Source organism: Pseudomonas sp. Marseille-Q5117 (genome assembly GCF_946901175.1).
Taxonomy (GTDB): domain Bacteria; phylum Pseudomonadota; class Gammaproteobacteria; order Pseudomonadales; family Pseudomonadaceae; genus Aquipseudomonas; species Aquipseudomonas iranensis.
In genome coordinates this window covers 312,087-329,782 of the sequence record NZ_CAMPPP010000001.1, presented here as the reverse complement: position 1 = coordinate 329,782, position 17,696 = coordinate 312,087, and the positions used below count along the sequence as shown (strand labels likewise).

At 59.7% G+C, this 17,696-nt stretch carries 13 protein-coding genes; 9 read left to right on the top strand and 4 right to left on the bottom strand.

Annotated features, from left to right (window positions below; genetic code table 11):
• Positions 1-100 precede the first annotated feature (100 nt).
• Positions 101-349 carry a sulfurtransferase TusA gene (tusA, locus tag OC605_RS01570; RefSeq protein ID WP_262136137.1) on the top strand — a complete coding sequence of 83 codons (249 nt, stop codon included), beginning with the start codon at positions 101-103 and terminating at the stop codon, positions 347-349.
• 48 nt (positions 350-397) lie between these two features.
• Here tusA and OC605_RS01565 read toward each other — a convergent pair whose 3' ends face one another.
• Positions 398-1,807: an MATE family efflux transporter gene (locus tag OC605_RS01565; protein WP_275970773.1), complete on the bottom strand. Its 1,410-nt coding sequence runs from the start codon at positions 1,805-1,807 to the stop codon at positions 398-400.
• 160 nt (positions 1,808-1,967) lie between these two features.
• Here OC605_RS01565 and pdxB point away from each other — a divergent pair, with 160 nt between their 5' ends.
• On the top strand, positions 1,968-3,113 hold the full coding sequence (pdxB, locus tag OC605_RS01560) for a 4-phosphoerythronate dehydrogenase PdxB (RefSeq protein ID WP_186566094.1): 1,146 nt from the start codon (positions 1,968-1,970) through the stop codon (positions 3,111-3,113).
• Positions 3,114-3,267: 154 nt separating this feature from the next.
• Here pdxB and OC605_RS01555 read toward each other — a convergent pair whose 3' ends face one another.
• Complete coding sequence (locus OC605_RS01555) at positions 3,268-3,447, bottom strand: PA1571 family protein (RefSeq protein ID WP_016775501.1); 180 nt, start codon at positions 3,445-3,447, stop codon at positions 3,268-3,270.
• A gap of 258 nt (positions 3,448-3,705) precedes the next feature.
• Here OC605_RS01555 and OC605_RS01550 point away from each other — a divergent pair, with 258 nt between their 5' ends.
• Positions 3,706-5,487 (top strand): ABC transporter transmembrane domain-containing protein, encoded by a 1,782-nt coding sequence (locus OC605_RS01550; protein ID WP_410055971.1) that lies wholly within the window; start codon positions 3,706-3,708, stop codon positions 5,485-5,487.
• A gap of 82 nt (positions 5,488-5,569) precedes the next feature.
• On the opposite strand, the gene OC605_RS01545 is transcribed toward OC605_RS01550, so the two are convergent.
• Entirely contained in the window at positions 5,570-7,498 is a 1,929-nt protein-coding gene (locus OC605_RS01545; RefSeq protein WP_262136136.1) for a transglycosylase SLT domain-containing protein, read from the bottom strand.
• Positions 7,499-7,712: 214 nt separating this feature from the next.
• Here OC605_RS01545 and OC605_RS01540 point away from each other — a divergent pair, with 214 nt between their 5' ends.
• Entirely contained in the window at positions 7,713-9,635 is a 1,923-nt protein-coding gene (locus tag OC605_RS01540; protein WP_039760799.1) for an ATP-binding cassette domain-containing protein, read from the top strand.
• Between the two features lie 105 nt (positions 9,636-9,740).
• On the opposite strand, the gene OC605_RS01535 is transcribed toward OC605_RS01540, so the two are convergent.
• Positions 9,741-10,178 carry a universal stress protein gene (locus tag OC605_RS01535; protein ID WP_016775498.1) on the bottom strand — a complete coding sequence of 146 codons (438 nt, stop codon included), beginning with the start codon at positions 10,176-10,178 and terminating at the stop codon, positions 9,741-9,743.
• 103 nt (positions 10,179-10,281) lie between these two features.
• On the opposite strand from OC605_RS01535, the gene OC605_RS01530 reads away from it, so the two are divergent.
• From OC605_RS01530 to topA, 5 genes are all read left to right on the top strand, one after another.
• The gene (locus tag OC605_RS01530; protein ID WP_071173062.1) at positions 10,282-10,719 is read left to right on the top strand and encodes a hypothetical protein; all 438 of its coding nucleotides are present in this window, start codon (positions 10,282-10,284) and stop codon (positions 10,717-10,719) included.
• Between the two features lie 527 nt (positions 10,720-11,246).
• Positions 11,247-13,394 (top strand): fatty acid oxidation complex subunit alpha FadB, encoded by a 2,148-nt coding sequence (gene fadB, locus OC605_RS01525; protein ID WP_262136135.1) that lies wholly within the window; start codon positions 11,247-11,249, stop codon positions 13,392-13,394.
• A gap of 29 nt (positions 13,395-13,423) precedes the next feature.
• The gene (fadA, locus tag OC605_RS01520) at positions 13,424-14,599 is read left to right on the top strand and encodes an acetyl-CoA C-acyltransferase FadA (RefSeq protein ID WP_016775495.1); all 1,176 of its coding nucleotides are present in this window, start codon (positions 13,424-13,426) and stop codon (positions 14,597-14,599) included.
• Between the two features lie 93 nt (positions 14,600-14,692).
• Positions 14,693-14,929, top strand: a complete 237-nt coding sequence (locus OC605_RS01515; RefSeq protein ID WP_016775494.1) for a DUF1653 domain-containing protein — start codon at positions 14,693-14,695, stop codon at positions 14,927-14,929.
• A 114-nt stretch (positions 14,930-15,043) separates the two neighbouring features.
• Positions 15,044-17,677 (top strand): type I DNA topoisomerase, encoded by a 2,634-nt coding sequence (gene topA, locus OC605_RS01510; RefSeq protein ID WP_262136134.1) that lies wholly within the window; start codon positions 15,044-15,046, stop codon positions 17,675-17,677.
• Positions 17,678-17,696: the final 19 nt, after the last annotated feature.

Below are 17,696 nucleotides of genomic sequence, written 5' to 3'. Positions count from 1 at the left end.
TGGGCTGACGGATTGCCTTCGCGAGCAGGCTCGCTCCCACATGGGTTGGACGATATCCCAAGCAATGCGCGACAATGCCGGCCAGTTTCTGGAGTGAACCATGAGTGAAATGATCGATACCCCGGTCGACGGCACCCTCGACGCCACCGGCCTCAATTGCCCGGAGCCGGTGATGATGTTGCACCAGCACATCCGCGATCTGGTACCCGGCGGCCTGCTCAAGGTGATCGCCACCGATCCCTCGACCAAGCGCGATATCCCCAAGTTCTGCGTGTTTCTTGACCACGAGCTGGTCAGCCAGCACGAAGAGGCCGGCACCTATCTGTACTGGATTCGCAAGAAGCCCTGAATCAGGGCAAAAAAAGACCTGCAAATGCAGGTCTTTTTTTATGGGTGATCAACCCATCGAACGACTGATCCGAATCCGCTTGCGCGCGCTGCGTGTCAGCCGGATCGACAGCATCAGTGCAGCGCAGCTCAAGCCGACGATCAAACCCTGCCACAACCCGCTCGGCCCACGTGGCTCACCGAGCCAATCGGTCAGACCCAACGCGTAACCCACCGGCAAACCAATCCCCCAGTAGGCGAACAGAGTCAGGATCATCGTCACCCGAGTATCCTGATAGCCACGCAGTGCGCCTGCTGCGGTCACTTGGATTGCATCGGAAAACTGGAATAGCGCCGAATAGACAATCAGCATCGCCGCAATGTGAATCACCGTTGGATCAGCGGTATAGATCGCCGCAATCGGCTCGCGCAGCGCCAGCATCAGGCTCGCCGACAGGCAGGCGTAGGCCAGCGCCGTGCCCATGCCGACTCCAGCGGCAAAACGTGCCTCTCGCGGTTCCTCGCGGCCCAGCGCCTGGCCGACACGCACGGTGACCGCCATGCCCAGCGAATAGGGAATCATGAACACCAGCGAGCTGACGTTCAGCGCGATCTGATGCCCGGCCACCACCGTCGCGCCGAGGCTGCCGATCAGCAGGGCGATCACGGCGAAGATGCTCGACTCGGCAAACACCGCGATGCCGATCGGCAAACCAATCGACAGCAGACGTTTGATCACCGCCCACTGCGGCCAGTCGAAACGGCTGAACAGTTCGCTCGAACGATAGGCCGGTGCCCAGCGCTCGTACCCGGCCAGGCCCAGCGCCATCACCCACATCACGATTGCCGTGGCCCAGCCGCAGCCGACGCCGCCCATGGCCGGCACGCCGAAGTGGCCGTAGATGAAGATGTAGTTCAGCGGGATGTTCAATGCCAGACCGCACAGGCCCAACACCATGGCCGGGCGGGTGCGGCCGATGCCATCACTGGTGCAACGCAATACGTGATAGAAGGCCACCGCCGGCAAGCCGCTGGCGATGCCGTGCAGATATTGCATGCACGGGCCGATCAGCTCGGGATCGACCTTCATCAGGTGCAGTACTGGCTCTGCGGCGACCAGCATCGAGGTGGCGATCAGTCCGACTACCAATGCCAGCCATAACGCCTGACGCACAATCGGGCCAATTTCGCTGTGCTTGCCGGCGCCGAAACGCTGGGCGACTTTTGGTGTGGTGGCCAGCAGGGTGCCGGTCATCAACAGAAACACCGGAACCCAGATCGAGTTGCCCAGCGCCACTGCCGCCAGGTCCTTGGGCCCGACGCGCCCGGCCATGACCGCATCGACGAAGCCCATGGCGGTGGTCGCCAGTTGCGCGATGATGATCGGCAGGGCCAGGGCGAGCAGGTTTTTCAACTCCAGGCGAATCCGCGCAGGGCGGGTCAGGGAGACGGCGACAGGTTGGTCAGTTACAGGGTTCACAGGCAAAGCGTCCAGAAAGTATTGATGCGCAGAGCGGCGCATTCTACGCCGCTGACGCCTCGGTCAGGAAATATCCTCTGTTGCGTATTTGTAAGCGCAAACCCTGCTGGCTGATCGACGCGTCAGCACCTAAACTGCCGATCCGCCCAAGGAGCCCGCCATGCTGATTGTTGCCGACGAAAATATCCCGCTGCTCGATGCCTTTTTTGCCGGTTTCGGCGACATCCGCCGAGTGCCGGGCCGCTCCATTGACCGCGCGACGGTCGAGCAGGCTGATGTGTTGCTGGTGCGTTCGGTGACCAACGTCAATCGCGCGCTGCTCGAAGGCAGCAAGGTGCGCTTTGTCGGCACCTGCACCATCGGCACCGATCATCTGGATCTTGACTACTTCAACGAGGCCGGGATCTGCTGGTCGAGCGCGCCGGGTTGCAATGCTCGTGGTGTTGTCGACTACGTGCTGGGCAGTCTGATGACACTGGCCGAGATCGAAGGCGCAGATCTGACTCAGCGCACTTACGGCGTCGTCGGCGCCGGTGAAGTGGGGGGGCGCTTGATCAAGGTCCTGAAGGGCCTGGGCTGGAACGTCAAGGTCTGCGATCCGCCGCGTCAGGCTGCCGAGGGCGGCGAATATGTCAGCCTCGAGCAGATCATTGAGCAGTGCGACGTGATCAGCCTGCATACGCCATTGACCCGCAGCGGCGACTCTGCAACCTGGCACCTGTTCGATCAACAGCGTTTGCAGCAACTCAAGCAGGGTGCATGGCTGATCAACGCGGCGCGCGGTCCAGTGGTGGACAATGCAGCGCTGCGTGAGGTGCTGCTGGAGCGCGAGGACCTGCAAGCGGTGCTCGACGTCTGGGAGAAGGAGCCGGAAGTCGACCCTGCGCTGGCCGAGCTCTGCGTATTGGCCACGCCCCATATTGCCGGTTACAGCCTCGACGGCAAGCAACGCGGGACCGCGCAAATTTATCAGGCCTACTGCGCTTTCATTGGCCAACCTGCGGCTATCGCGCTCAGTGATCTGCTGCCAGCACCCTGGTTGTCGGAAGTTTCCCTGCACGGTGACAGCGATCCGGCATGGGCGCTGGCGATGTTGTGCCGGGGCGTGTACGACCCGCGCCGCGATGATGCGGATTTCCGCCGCAGTCTGGTGGGGAATGTCGCCGAGCAGCGAGCGGCGTTTGACGTGTTGCGCAAGCAGTATCCGGTGCGCCGCGAGATTGAAGGGCTGAAGGTGCGAATTGAAGGTGATGCGCCGGGGTTGCGGCAGATTGTGGCGGCGCTGGGGGCAACCCGTGTCCTGTAGGAGCTGTCGAGTGAAACGAGGCTGCGATCTCTTGATCTTGCTTTTTGAAGATTAAAAGATCGCAGCCTTCGGCAGCTCCTACAGGATTCGCAGCTAAATTACAGACATAAAAAACCCGGCCAATCAGGGCCGGGTCAGGAAGACGGTGGCTACATCACTCTTGTTCGGCAGGCTTGACCAATCGCTTCTCCAGTTCGCGGCAAGCGTCCTGGATCATGTCTTCAGTGATCGGTACTTCGCGGCCCTGCTCATCGATAATCGAGCAACCCAGAGACTGACCGGGTTTGGTGCGCATCACTTCAATCTTGTCTTCGCTGCTGTGTTGCAAGGACATGGCCTGTCTCCTCATCAGGTTGTGTGCCTAAGTTAAAACCGCCACGTGACCAGGCTGTGACAACTCCCTGCGGTCTGTCGGCGGGCGGCATCTCTACTCAAACAGAAATGACCGCTCGTCTCAACCGCAACCTTAGACCAATCGTTTCTAGCATCCGGACATCCCGGGCATATTTAACCTGACTCATTGTGATTTACAGAGTTCCACCCCATCTGAGTCTGTAGGCTGGCCCGATCCATCTGCGCAGACGTGAACTCCATGATCTCCATGCTTTCTTCCCGACACCGGCGCGCCCTGCGCCTGACCAGTCATTTTCTCCTGCCGTACCGCTGGCATGCCTTCGGCGCTTTGCTCGCGCTGATCGTCACCGCCGGCATTACCCTGTCGATGGGGCAGGGCATCAAGTTGTTGGTAGACCAGGGTTTCATGACCCGTTCGCCGCATCTGCTCAATCAGTCGATCGGGATTTTCATGTTGCTGGTGCTCGGGCTGGCGCTGGGCACCTTTGCCCGATTCTATCTGGTGTCCTGGATCGGCGAGCGCGTGGTCGCCGACATTCGCCGTCAGGTGTTCAATCACCTGGTGTATCTGCATCCGGGCTTTTATGAGGACAACCGCAGCTCGGAAATCCAGTCGCGCCTGACCGCTGACACCACCTTGCTGCAATCGGTGATCGGTTCGTCACTCTCGCTGTTCCTGCGCAATCTGCTGATGGTGATCGGTGGTGTAGTGCTGCTGTTCATCACCAATCCGAAGTTGACCAGCATTGTCGTGATTGCACTGCCGCTGGTGATCGCGCCGATCCTGATTTTCGGCCGCCGTGTGCGCAATCTGTCGCGCCAGAGCCAGGACCGTATCGCCGACATTGGCAGCTATGTGTCGGAAACCCTCGGCCAGATCAAAACCGTGCAAGCCTACAACCACCAGGTTCAGGACGAGCAGCGTTTCGCTTCGACCGTCGAGCAGGCGTTCGAAACTGCGCGCAAACGGATTTTCCAGCGAGCGTGGTTGGTCACTTTGGTGATCGTGCTGGTGCTTGGCGCGGTGGCGGTGATGTTGTGGGTCGGCGGCATGGACGTAATGGCCGGGCGTATCTCGGCCGGCGAGCTGGCGGCATTCGTTTTCTACAGCCTGATTGTCGGCAGCGCGTTCGGCACGCTGAGCGAAGTGATCGGCGAACTGCAACGCGCTGCGGGCGCTGCTGAACGCATTGCGGAATTGCTGCGGTCGGAAAACATCATCCAGCCACCGACGAGTGGATTGGTGACGCTGCCAGCGCGAGTCAAAGGTGAACTTGAACTGCGCGACGTGCGTTTTTCCTACCCGTCGCGTCCGCAAAGCTACGCAGTCGATGGCTTGAATCTGACAGTGAGGGCGGGCGAAACCCTGGCATTGGTGGGGCCGTCGGGCGCGGGCAAGTCCACGGTTTACGACTTGTTGCTGCGCTTCTACGATCCACGCGAGGGGCAGATTTTCCTCGATGGCGTGCCGCTGACCAGCCTTGACCCGCTGGATCTGCGCCGCTGTTTCGCCTTGGTCTCGCAAACCCCCGCGTTGTTTTTCGGCAGCGTGGAGGACAACATTCGCTACGGCTGTCCGACGGCCACGCTTGAGCAGGTCAAGGAAGCTGCGCGAATTGCCCACGCCCACGACTTCATCGAACAAATGCCGGACGGCTATCAAACTCATCTGGGAGATGGCGGCCTCGGGTTGTCCGGCGGTCAGCGCCAACGTCTGGCCATTGCCCGCGCCTTGCTGGTAGACGCGCCGATCCTGCTGTTGGACGAAGCCACCAGCGCCCTCGACGCACAGAGCGAACATCTGATCCAGCAGGCCCTGCCAACGCTGATGGAAAACCGCACCACGTTGGTCATCGCGCACCGACTGGCCACGGTGAAGAACGCTGACCGCATTGCAGTGATGGATCAGGGCAAGCTGGTAGCGGTGGGGACACATCAGCAATTGATCGCCAGCAATCCGCTGTACGCACGGCTGGCGGCGTTGCAGTTCAATGATGGTCGATCTGTCACAGCAGACTGAGCAATCGACCAAGTAACCGACCAAAAAAATGCCCGTATCTCACGATACGGGCATTTTTCATTCTCCGGCTGTCGCTGCCTGCTCATTGATCATCAAAATACCGCTCATGCCAATCCACCAGCGGTTGCGGCGAGTTGAGCTTTTGCCCGTAGATCACCGAGTAGGACAACACGTTCTGCACGTATTGACGGGTTTCGTCGAACGGGATGCTTTCCACCCAGACGTCAAAGCTCAGGTGATCTGCGCCGCGCAGCCACTGACGCACGCGGCCTGGCCCGGCGTTGTAAGCGGCGGAGGCGAGCACGCGGTTGCCGTTGAACTGGCTGTGAACCTGGCTGAGGTAAGCGGCGCCGAGCTGGATGTTCTTGTCCGGATCGAGCACTTGCTGGGGCGAGGCCAGTGGAATGCTGAACTTGCGCGCGGTTTCCTTGGCCGTGCCGGGCATCAATTGCATCAGGCCGCTGGCGCCGACGCTGGAGCGCGCGTCGTCCATGAAGGCGCTTTCCTGGCGGGTGATGGCGAACACCCAGCTCGAATGCAGGCCGCGCACCTTGGCCTCACGCACGAGGGAATCGCGGTGCGCCATCGGGAAGCGGATGTCCAGATCGTCCCAGTACTGCGCCTGACTGATGGTGCGGATCGCCGGGAAGTACCATTTCAGGTCGTAGGCCAGTTTGGCCTGGGCGACCATTTCATCGCGGTTGAAATGACGGCTGACGTGATACCACTCGCGACGCCCATCGACGATCTGCCCGCGTGCATGAAACTCCAGCGCGCGACGTACGCCGGGGGTGTTGCGGACCTTGTTGATCAGCGCCTGGCTGAGCACCAGCGGTTTGTTGTTCAGCGAGTAAGGCGATTGTGAACGGTCTGCGGCGAGGAAGCCGTAGAAGTCTCGTTCCCGCGCCAGATTCTTGTACAGGGTCAGCGCTTGCGGGTTTTGTGGCTCGGCCAGTTCCAGGCTGCGCGCCTGCCAGTAGCGCCAACGGTTGGTGGTGGCCAGGTCTTGCGGCAGACGTTTGGTCAGCTCATAGGCATCATTCCAGCGTGCCAGACGCAAGAGCAGGCGCAGGCGCCATTCCGAGACGGTGTTGTCGCGCAGCTCCGGATCGTATTTGGTCATGACGTCCAGCGCGCGGCTGTCGAAGCGGCGCGCAAGGGTCAGGCCGATCTCGCGAGCGATCGCGACTTTTTCATCACGAGAGAAATGCATGCTGCTGGCGTAACCGTCGAGCAGAGCCATGGCCTTGTCCGGATCCTGCCGAGCGAGGCGGCGCAAGCCGAGGCTGACGACGTCTGACATCGGCTCGTCGGCCGGGGTGAAGCGCGACGGCTGGTTGAGCAGTTCGGGTTTCTGCGCCACGTCGACCAGCAAGCGACCGCGCGGGGCGAGGGTGGTCAGGCCGTTGATCAGGCTGTTGGCCAGCGGATAGTTGCGTGCCTGCGCGGCAAGTTTGGTGCGCTCCCAACGTTTCTGCTCGGTAAGCTGGCCGTCGGCAGCCCAGATGCCGAACAGCGCGTCACAGGCGGCGGGTTGCGATTTGCCGGTCAGCCAGAGTTTTTCCGCACTGGCATACCCTTCGGCTTTCTTGTCGTGGCTGATCTGGTACTGCGCGTTGAGGCAGTCCAGTTCGGTGAAATTCAGCTTCGGATCGTAATACTTGACGAAGGTCGCCCAGTCGCCACGGTCGGCGAGCCAGCGCAACCAGCGCAGTTTCATCCAATTGGCCTGCGGCAAATCACCGTGTTCGGCGAGGAATTTCTCGATCTCGGCGTTGCTCGCCGTCTTCAGACGCGCGGTCAGTTCGTCGTAAGCCAGATACGGTTCCAGCGGATAATCGGCCAGCGCCTGGCTGTAACGGAAATACGGGCCAGTATCACCCTTGGCCAAGGCGCGCTTGGCTTCATCGTAATACTGGCGTTGGGTGGACAGGTCCACCGCCTGGACGGATTGAGCGGCAGCGGCGGTAAGAAACAAGCAGGACAAAACACTGAAAAGGCGACTGCGCATGAGACATCCGGGCAGAGAAATCATGACAAGTGCCGATCGAAATCCGCACTGAATTGCCTGTAGCTTAGCCTTTTGCCAGCAAGCGGCGAAAGCTTTGCGAGCCTCGCTGCACAAGTTCGCAACAAATGTTGTGCAGAGTGCTTCGACAGACAAATTGCCGGCCTGCTCAAGCCTCAAGTCAGGTAGAATGCGCGCCCGGTTTTTGGAGAAGCTCATGACCCTGCTCAAATTCAGCGATGTGTCCCTTGCGTTCGGCGCTATGCCGTTGTTGGACAAGGTGTCCTGGCAGATCGCCCGTGGTGAGCGGGTGTGCATCATCGGCCGCAACGGCACTGGCAAGTCCAGCATGATGAAGCTGGTCAAGGGCGACCAGAAGCCCGATGACGGCTCGGTGTGGCGTGCCCCCGGTCTGAAAATCGGCGAACTGCCGCAAGAATTGCCAGTGGCCGACGACCGGACGGTATTCGACGTGGTGGCTGAAGGCCTCGACGGTGTTGGCGCCTTGCTCGCCGAATACCATCACCTGAGCCAGAACATCGTCACCGACGCCGATCTGGACAAGCTGATGCACGTTCAGCACGACCTTGAAGCCCGTGACGGCTGGCGCTTGCAGACGCTGGTCGACAGCACCCTGAGCCGCCTGCAACTGCCGGCCGACAAGACCCTCGCCGAGTTGTCCGGCGGCTGGCGTCGTCGCGTGCTGCTGGCGCAGGCGCTGGTGTCCGAGCCCGATCTGCTGCTGCTCGACGAACCGACCAACCACCTGGACATCGGTGCGATTGCCTGGCTCGAAGAAGCGCTGAAAGATTTTCAGGGCGCCGTGCTGTTCATCACGCACGACCGTTCCTTCCTGCAAAACCTCGCCACGCGCATCCTCGAACTGGATCGCGGCGGCCTGATCGACTGGAACGGCGACTACGCCAGTTTCCTCGTGCACAAAGAAGCCGCGCTGGCCGCTGAAGAAACTGCCAACGCGCTGTTCGACAAGCGTCTGGCTCAGGAAGAAGTGTGGATCCGTCAGGGTATCAAGGCCCGCCGCACTCGTAACGAAGGTCGCGTGCGCGCTCTGAAAGCCCTGCGCGTTGAGCGCAGTGAGCGTCGCGAGCGTACCGGCAAGGCCAACATCCAGCTGGAAACCGCCGACAAATCCGGCAAGCAGGTGATGGTCCTCGAGAACGTGAGCTTCGCGCACCCGGGCGGGCCGTTCCTGATCAAGGATTTCTCCATGGTCCTGCAGCGCGGCGATCGTATCGGTCTGCTCGGCGCCAACGGTACCGGCAAGACCACTCTGTTGAAACTGATGCTCAGCGGTCTGCAACCGACCAGCGGTAAAGTGGAAGAGGGCACGCGGATCGACGTCGCCTACTTCGACCAGTTGCGCCATCAGCTGGATCTGGAAAAAACCGTGATCGACAACGTCGCCGAAGGTCGCGACTTCATCGACATCGACGGGCAGAGCCGCCATGTGCTGAGCTATCTCGGTGATTTCCTGTTCAGCCCGCAGCGTGCACGCACGCCGGTCAAGGCGTTGTCCGGTGGCGAGCGTGCGCGTCTGTTGCTGGCGAAGCTGTTCAGCAAGCCGGCCAACCTGCTGGTACTCGACGAACCGACCAACGACCTCGATGTGGAAACCCTCGAGCTGCTCGAAGAAGTGCTGCTGACCTTCAACGGCACCGTGCTGATGGTCAGCCACGACCGGGCATTCCTCGATAACGTGGTGACCAGCACCCTGGTCTTCGAAGGTGAAGGCAAGGTTCGTGAATATGTCGGCGGCTATCAGGACTGGATCCGTCAGGGCGGCTCGCCGCGTCTGTTGGGCGTGACTGAAAGCAAGTCGGGCAAGGCTGACCTGAATTCGGCGGTGGTTACCGCTGAGCCGGCTCCGGTGGCTGCGCCTGCCGCTGCTGCTCCGGTTGCCAAGAAGAAACTGAGCTACAAGCTGCAGCGCGAGCTGGAAGCCTTGCCGGGCGACATCGACGCCAAGGAGCAGCAGATCGCCGCGGTTGAGGCGGAAATGGCGGAAGCCGGTTTCTATCAGCGTCCGCCGGCGGAAACGGCCAAGGTAATTGCTTCGCTGGAGCAATTGCAGGCCGAGCTGGATGCGTTGGTGGAGCGTTGGGCCGAGCTGGATGCCTGATTGATCCGGATGTGAAAAAGCCCGGCGCTCAGTGATGAGCGCCGGGCTTTTCATATGTAACGCGATCTACAGGCTGGAACAAATCACCTGCGGGAGCAAGACAGATCAACGTTTGACCAGGTGCACCGCCAGTACATCGCATGGCGCACCGTGCAGCACATCATTCGCAGTCGAGCCGAGCAGCAGTGCCAGGCCATGACGGCCATGGCTTCCGACCACGATCAGATCGCACGCTTGTTCCTTGGCAAAATGATGGATTTCCTGGCGGGGCTGGCCGTAGGTCAGATGGCAATTGGCGCCTTCAAGCTCTGGATATTTCGATTTGAGTTTTTCAAGACGCTCCTTGGCCTGATCGAACTGCTGTTGTTGCAGTTGTGACAGGTCCATCGGCACGTCGCCACCGAAGGCCATGGCCATTGGTTCAACGATATGCACCAGCGACAACTTGGCAGCGTTGCTCACCGACAGCTCGCGGGCGCGGTGGATCACAGGGTCGCACTCTTCGGTCAGATCTACGGCGACCAGTATGTGGTGGTAGGGCATGAGGTGCTCCTCCTGAGGGTTCGATATTGGTAAGTATGGCTGGTTTCAAGCGCATTGGTTCGCAAGTGACACAATGCGCTCATCAAAAATCGGGAGTACAGATATGACGGTCTGGCTGGTGGTGTCAATCCTGCTGGTAGTTTTAAGTCCACTGGCATGGTTGCGCCCATCGCGCACGCAGAGCGGGCGCATGGCCTTGCGCATGGAGGCGCGACGCATCGGCCTGGCGATGCAACTGGCGCCGCAGGAGTGGCCGCACTGGCTGCTGCCGGAGCCGCCGAATCCCTGCGCCCAGTACCACCGGCCGCGGCGTGGCAGTCAACCGGCGTGCTGGACCTATTGGCAGAAAACCCCGGGCGTGTGGGTCAATCAATGGCAAGAAGTCTGCGATGACCGGACCCTGCTCGATTATTTCGAAAAATTGCCGGGGAATGTTTTCAAGATCGAAGCGGACAAGCAGATGATCGCCTTGTACTGGGGCGAAAAGGGCGAGGCGACGGTTCTGCAGGATATCGACGCGACGCTGAAAGCGCTGGCGTGAAACGGCGACTTTTCTCACTGCAACGGTGTGGAAGGTCTGGCAGACGAGCAATAAAAAGCCCGACATGATTCGTCGGGCGGGTTGGCCAGGCAGGCCGGTAATCTTTTTTTGCGGCAGGCGCTTCGATCGCCTCGGCAAATTTCCTCGCAGTCCCCCCAGCGTAGCCTTCTGACCAGGGCTCCAGTGGAAATTAGGGCGACTTTTCTAACTATTGATTCTATGAATGGCTCAACATCGAGACGGGTGTTGCTGCTCATCATGGTGCAGAAATGACTGCAAAGTCGCATTTCAGCCCGAATTTAGGGCGATTGACAATTGTCAGAAATTCCGTGAAGGTGACGTACCCGAATCAAACGGGCGTATGAATTGAGCGTTTGTCTTACAGACTGCTCCTACAGAATCCCGACTATCGCGTTGGCGGGTGTGCCAGGCGGACGGTGTCAGTATCGACGAGCAAAGCGTCCTTCTGAGCCATAAGCCTGCGTCCGACGTGTACTGTTCAGCTTCCATATCGTGGAGATCAGTTGATGATTTACGAAGGTAAAGCCATCACGGTTAAAGCTCTTGAAAGTGGCATCGTCGAATTGAAATTCGACCTCAAGGGTGAGTCCGTCAACAAGTTCAACCGTCTAACCCTGAACGAACTGCGTCAGGCCGTAGACACCATCAAGGCAGATGCTTCGATCAAGGGCGTGATCGTCAGCAGCGGCAAGGACGTATTCATCGTCGGCGCCGACATCACCGAATTTGTCGACAACTTCAAGCTGCCGGATGCCGAGCTGGTTGCTGGCAATCTCGAAGCCAACAAGATCTTCAGCGATTTCGAAGACCTCAACGTGCCAACCGTCGCGGCCATCAACGGCATCGCCCTCGGTGGCGGTCTGGAAATGTGCCTGGCGGCTGACTATCGCGTCATGTCCACCAAGGCCAAGATTGGTCTGCCTGAAGTCAAACTGGGCATCTACCCGGGCTTCGGCGGTACCGTGCGTCTGCCACGCCTGATCGGTGTCGACAATGCCATCGAGTGGATTGCCGCCGGCAAGGAAAACCGCCCGGAAGACGCGCTGAAAGTCAGCGCCGTCGACGCCGTAGTCGCCCCTGAAAAATTGCAGGAAGCTGCCCTCGAGCTGATCAAGCGCGCCATCTCCGGCGAGTTCGATTACAAGGCCAAGCGTCAGCCGAAACTTGAAAAACTCAAGTTGAACGCCATTGAGCAAATGATGGCTTTCGAAACCGCCAAAGGTTTCGTGGCTGGCCAGGCCGGTCCGAACTACCCGGCGCCGGTTGAAGCGATCAAGACCATCCAGAAAGCCGCAAACTTCGGTCGCGACAAAGCGCTGGAAGTGGAAGCAGCAGGCTTCGTCAAACTGGCCAAGACCTCTGCTGCGCAGAGCCTGATCGGCCTGTTCCTGAACGATCAGGAACTGAAGAAAAAGGCCAAGGCCTACGACGAAATCGCCAAAGACGTGAAGCAGGCTGCCGTACTGGGCGCCGGCATCATGGGTGGCGGTATCGCCTATCAGTCGGCCTCCAAAGGCACGCCGATCCTGATGAAGGACATCAACGAGCACGGTATCGAGCAGGGTCTGGCCGAAGCCGCCAAGCTGCTGGTCGGCCGCGTTGACAAGGGTCGCATGACCGCTGCGAAAATGGCTGAAGTGCTCAACGGCATTCGTCCGACGCTGTCGTACGGCGACTTCGGTCACGTCGATCTGGTCGTCGAAGCTGTGGTCGAGAACCCGAAGGTCAAGCAAGCGGTACTGGCTGAAGTCGAAGACAAGGTCAAAGAGGACACCATCCTCGCGTCCAACACCTCGACCATTTCCATCAGCCTGCTGGCGAAAGCCCTCAAGCGTCCGGAAAACTTCGTCGGCATGCACTTCTTCAACCCGGTGCACATGATGCCGCTGGTGGAAGTGATCCGTGGCGAGAAGTCCAGCGAACTGGCGATCGCCACCACAGTTGCCTACGCGAAGAAAATGGGCAAGAACCCGATTGTCGTCAATGACTGCCCGGGCTTTTTGGTGAACCGCGTGCTGTTCCCGTACTTCGGTGGTTTCGCCAAGCTGGTCAGCGCCGGTGTCGACTTCGTCCGCATCGACAAAGTCATGGAAAAATTCGGCTGGCCGATGGGTCCTGCGTACCTGATGGACGTGGTCGGCATCGACACCGGTCACCACGGTCGCGACGTCATGGCTGAAGGTTTCCCGGATCGCATGAAGGATGACCGTCGTTCGGCCATCGACGTGCTGTACGAAGCCAAACGCCTGGGCCAGAAGAACGGCAAGGGCTTCTACGCCTACGAGGCCGACAAGAAAGGCAAGCAGAAGAAAGTAGCCGATCCGTCGGTACTCGAAGTGCTCAAGCCGATCGTTTACGAGCAGCGCGAAGTCACTGACGAAGACATCATCAACTGGATGATGATCCCGCTGTGCCTGGAAACCGTGCGTTGCCTGGAAGACGGCATCGTTGAAACCGCCGCCGAAGCCGACATGGGTCTGGTCTACGGTATCGGTTTCCCTCCATTCCGTGGCGGCGCGCTGCGCTACATCGATTCGATCGGTGTCGCCGAGTTCGTTGCCCTGGCTGACCAGTACGCTGATTTGGGCGCGCTGTACCACCCGACCGCGAAGCTGCGCGAAATGGCCGAGAACGGCCAGAGCTTCTTCGGTTAAGCGCCCCCAACTAGAGTGAGAGTGAACTTATGAGCTTGAATCCTAGAGACGTCGTGATTGTCGACTTCGGTCGTACTCCGATGGGCCGCTCCAAGGGCGGCATGCACCGCAACACCCGCGCTGAAGACATGTCGGCGCACCTGATCAGCAAACTGCTGGAACGTAACAGCAAGGTCGACCCGGCGGAAGTCGAGGATGTGATCTGGGGCTGCGTCAACCAGACCCTGGAACAGGGCTGGAACATCGCGCGCATGGCTTCGCTGATGACCCAGATTCCGCACACCTCGGCCGGCCAGACCGTCAGCCGTCTGTGTGGCTCGTCGATGAGTGCACTGCACACTGCTGCGCAAGCGATCATGACCGGCAACGGTGACGTGTTCGTGGTCGGCGGCGTCGAGCACATGGGCCACGTGAGCATGATGCATGGTGTCGATCCGAACCCGCACATGTCGCTGTACGCGGCGAAAGCCTCGGGCATGATGGGCCTGACCGCTGAAATGCTTGGCAAGATGCACGGCATCACTCGTGAGCAACAGGATGCCTTTGGCGTGCGTTCCCACCAGTTGGCCCACAAGGCAACCGTGGAAGGCAAGTTCAAAGACGAAATCATCCCGATGCAGGGTTACGACGAGAACGGTTTCCTGAAACTGTACGACTACGACGAAACCATTCGTCCGGAAACCACCCTGGAAAGTCTGGCGGCACTCAAGCCGGCATTCAACCCGAAGGGCGGCACCGTGACTGCCGGTACTTCGTCGCAGATCACCGACGGTGCTTCGTGCATGATCGTGATGTCGGCGCAGCGTGCCCAGGACCTGGGTATCCAGCCGATGGCGGTGATCCGTTCGATGGCAGTAGCGGGTGTGGACCCGGCGATCATGGGCTATGGTCCAGTGCCGGCGACACAAAAAGCCCTGAAGCGTGCGGGCCTTGGCATCAACGATATCGACTTCTTCGAGCTCAACGAAGCTTTCGCCGCACAGGCCTTGCCAGTGCTGAAAGATCTGAAAGTGCTCGACAAGATGAACGAGAAGGTTAACCTGCACGGCGGCGCGATCGCCCTGGGTCACCCGTTCGGTTGCTCCGGTGCACGTATTTCCGGCACCCTGTTGAACGTGATGAAGCAGAATAGCGGCACCTTCGGGGTGGCCACTATGTGCATTGGTCTCGGCCAAGGCATCTCCACCGTCTTCGAACGCGTTTAAGCGTCTCGTCGATGGAAGCCGGGGCCCAGTGCCCCGGTTTTTGTTTTTGGGTTTTTTATTTATTTTTGAAAAGATTTCAGTGAGGGCCGAAGCATGCCGATACAACCTGGGCTCTATCAACATTACAAAGGTCCGCAATACCGTGTATTCAGTGTTGCGCGGCATTCCGAAACCGAAGAAGAAGTAGTCTTTTACCAAGCCCTGTATGGCGATTACGGTTTTTGGGTGCGCCCGCTGAGCATGTTCGTCGAGTCGGTCGAGGTTGACGGCGAGCAGGTGCCGCGCTTTGCTTTGGTGCAAGCTGAACCGAGCCTTTTTGACAAGGCATGAGGCGACTGCGCAGACAACCCTGCGCTTGACCTCACCTTGTATCAACTATATATAGCGGTGCCGCGTCAGGCGCCAACCGCCTTTCACTTCTAGAATTCAGGAATTTTCTGATCCATGGGCAAATCGCTGGTCATTGTGGAATCCCCGGCTAAGGCCAAGACCATCAACAAGTATCTGGGTAACCAATACGTGGTGAAGTCGAGTATCGGCCATATCCGAGACCTGCCCACCAGCGGTTCGGCTAGCGCCAGCAAAGAGCCCGCCGCCAAACGCGGCAAGGCGGCTGCGGGCGAAGGTCCGGTGCTCTCGCCGAAAGACAAAGCGCGCAAGCAGCTGGTTTCGCGCATGGGTGTCGATCCCGAGCATGGCTGGAAAGCCCAGTACGAGATCCTTCCCGGCAAAGAGAAGGTCATCGAAGAGCTGCGCCGGCTCGCCAAGGATGCTGACACCATCTATCTCGCAACCGACTTGGATCGCGAGGGGGAAGCCATTGCCTGGCACCTGCGCGAAGCCATCGGTGGTGACGACAGCCGCTACAAGCGCGTGGTGTTCAACGAAATTACCAAGAAGGCGATTCAGGAAGCCTTCTCCGAGCCGGGTGAGCTGGACATCGATCGCGTCAACGCCCAGCAGGCGCGTCGCTTCCTCGACCGCGTCGTCGGCTACATGGTCTCGCCGCTGCTGTGGGCCAAGATCGCCCGTGGCCTGTCCGCCGGTCGCGTGCAATCGGTTGCCGTGAAACTGGTGGTCGAGCGTGAGCGCGAAATCCGTGCGTTCAATCCCGAAGAATACTGGGAAGTGCATGCCGATCTCGGCACTGCCAAAGGCTCGACCGTGCGTTTCGAAGTGGCTCGCGAAAAAGGCGAAGCCTTCAAGCCGCTGAACGAAGCCCAGGCCATGGCTGCGCTGGAGAAGCTCAAGTCTTCCAGCTACAGCATCGTCAAGCGCGAAGACAAGCCGACCAGCAGCAAACCCTCGGCGCCGTTCATCACGTCGACCTTGCAGCAGGCTGCGAGCAACCGCCTTGGTTTCGGCGTGAAGAAAACCATGATGATGGCCCAGCGTCTGTACGAAGCCGGCTACATCACTTACATGCGTACCGACTCGACCAATCTCTCGGCCGACGCCGTGGCGATGGCGCGCACTTACATCGAGGACGAATTCGGCAAGAAATACCTGCCGGAATCGCCGAACGTCTACAGCAGCAAAGAAGGCGCGCAAGAGGCTCACGAAGCGATTCGTCCGTCCGACGCCAACACTACGCCAAGCAAGCTGGCGGGCATGGAGCGTGATGCCGAGCGTCTGTACGAGCTGATCTGGCGCCAGTTCCTCGCCTGCCAGATGCTGCCGGCGCAGTACCTGTCGACCACCGTCAGCGTCGGCGCTGGCGACTTCGAACTGCGCGCCAAGGGCCGTATCCTCAAGTTCGACGGTTACACCCGGGTGATGCCGCAGATTGCCAAGCCTGGCGATGATGACGTGCTGCCGGACATGGCCCAGGGCGATGTGATGAAGCTGATCAAGCTCGATCCGTCGCAGCATTTCACCAAGCCACCGGCGCGTTACTCCGAGGCCAGTCTGGTCAAGGAAATGGAAAAGCGCGGCATCGGTCGTCCTTCGACCTACGCTGCGATCATTTCGACCATTCAGGATCGCGGTTATGTGACCCTGCACAACCGTCGTTTCTACTCGGAAAAGATGGGCGACATTGTTACCGAGCGTCTGTCGGAGAGCTTCTCCAATCTCATGGACTACGGCTTCACTGCCGGCATGGAAGAGAACCTCGATGACGTGGCGCATGGCGAGCGCGACTGGAAAAATGTGCTGGACGAGTTTTACGGCGACTTCAAGAAGAAACTCGAAGTAGCGGAAAACCCGGACAGCGGCATGCGCGCCAACCAGCCGGTCATGACTGACATTCCGTGCACCACGTGCGGTCGTCCGATGCAGATTCGTACTGCCTCGACTGGCGTGTTCCTCGGCTGCTCGGGCTACAGCCTGCCGCCGAAAGAGCGCTGCAAGGCCACCGTCAATCTGGTGCCGGGCGATGAAATCGCAGCGGACGACGAGGGCGAATCGGAATCGCTGGTACTGCGTGGCAAGCATCGCTGCCCGATCTGCAGCACGGCGATGGACGCCTACCTGCTGGACGAAAAGCGCAAGTTGCACATCTGCGGCAACAACCCGGATTGCGCCGGTTACGAAATTGAAGAGGGCAGCTATCGCATCAAGGGCTATGAAGGTCCGAGTCTGGAATGCGATAAGTGCGGCAGTGAAATGCAGCTCAAGACCGGCCGTTTCGGCAAGTTCTTCGGATGCACCAACCCGGAGTGCAAGAACACCCGCAAGCTGCTGAAGAGCGGTGACGCGGCGCCGCCGAAGATGGATCCGGTGAAGATGCCTGAGCTGAAATGCGAAAAGGTCAACGACACCTACATCTTGCGCGACGGTGCCTCCGGTCTGTTCCTGGCCGCCAGTCAGTTCCCGAAAAACCGCGAGACTCGCGCTCCGCTGGTGATCGAGATTCTGCCGCACAAGGACGAGATCGATCCGAAGTACCACTTCCTGTGCGAGGCTCCGCAAAAGGATCCTGACGGTCTGCCAGCGGTCATTCGCTACAGCCGCAAGACCAAGGAGCAATACGTCCAGACCGAAGTCGATGGCAAACCGACAGGCTGGAAGGCGTATTACGACGGTGGCAAGTGGACTGTTGAAGACAAGCGCAGCGCAAAGGCCAAGGCTGAGTAAGCGCTAGTCTGAACAGCGA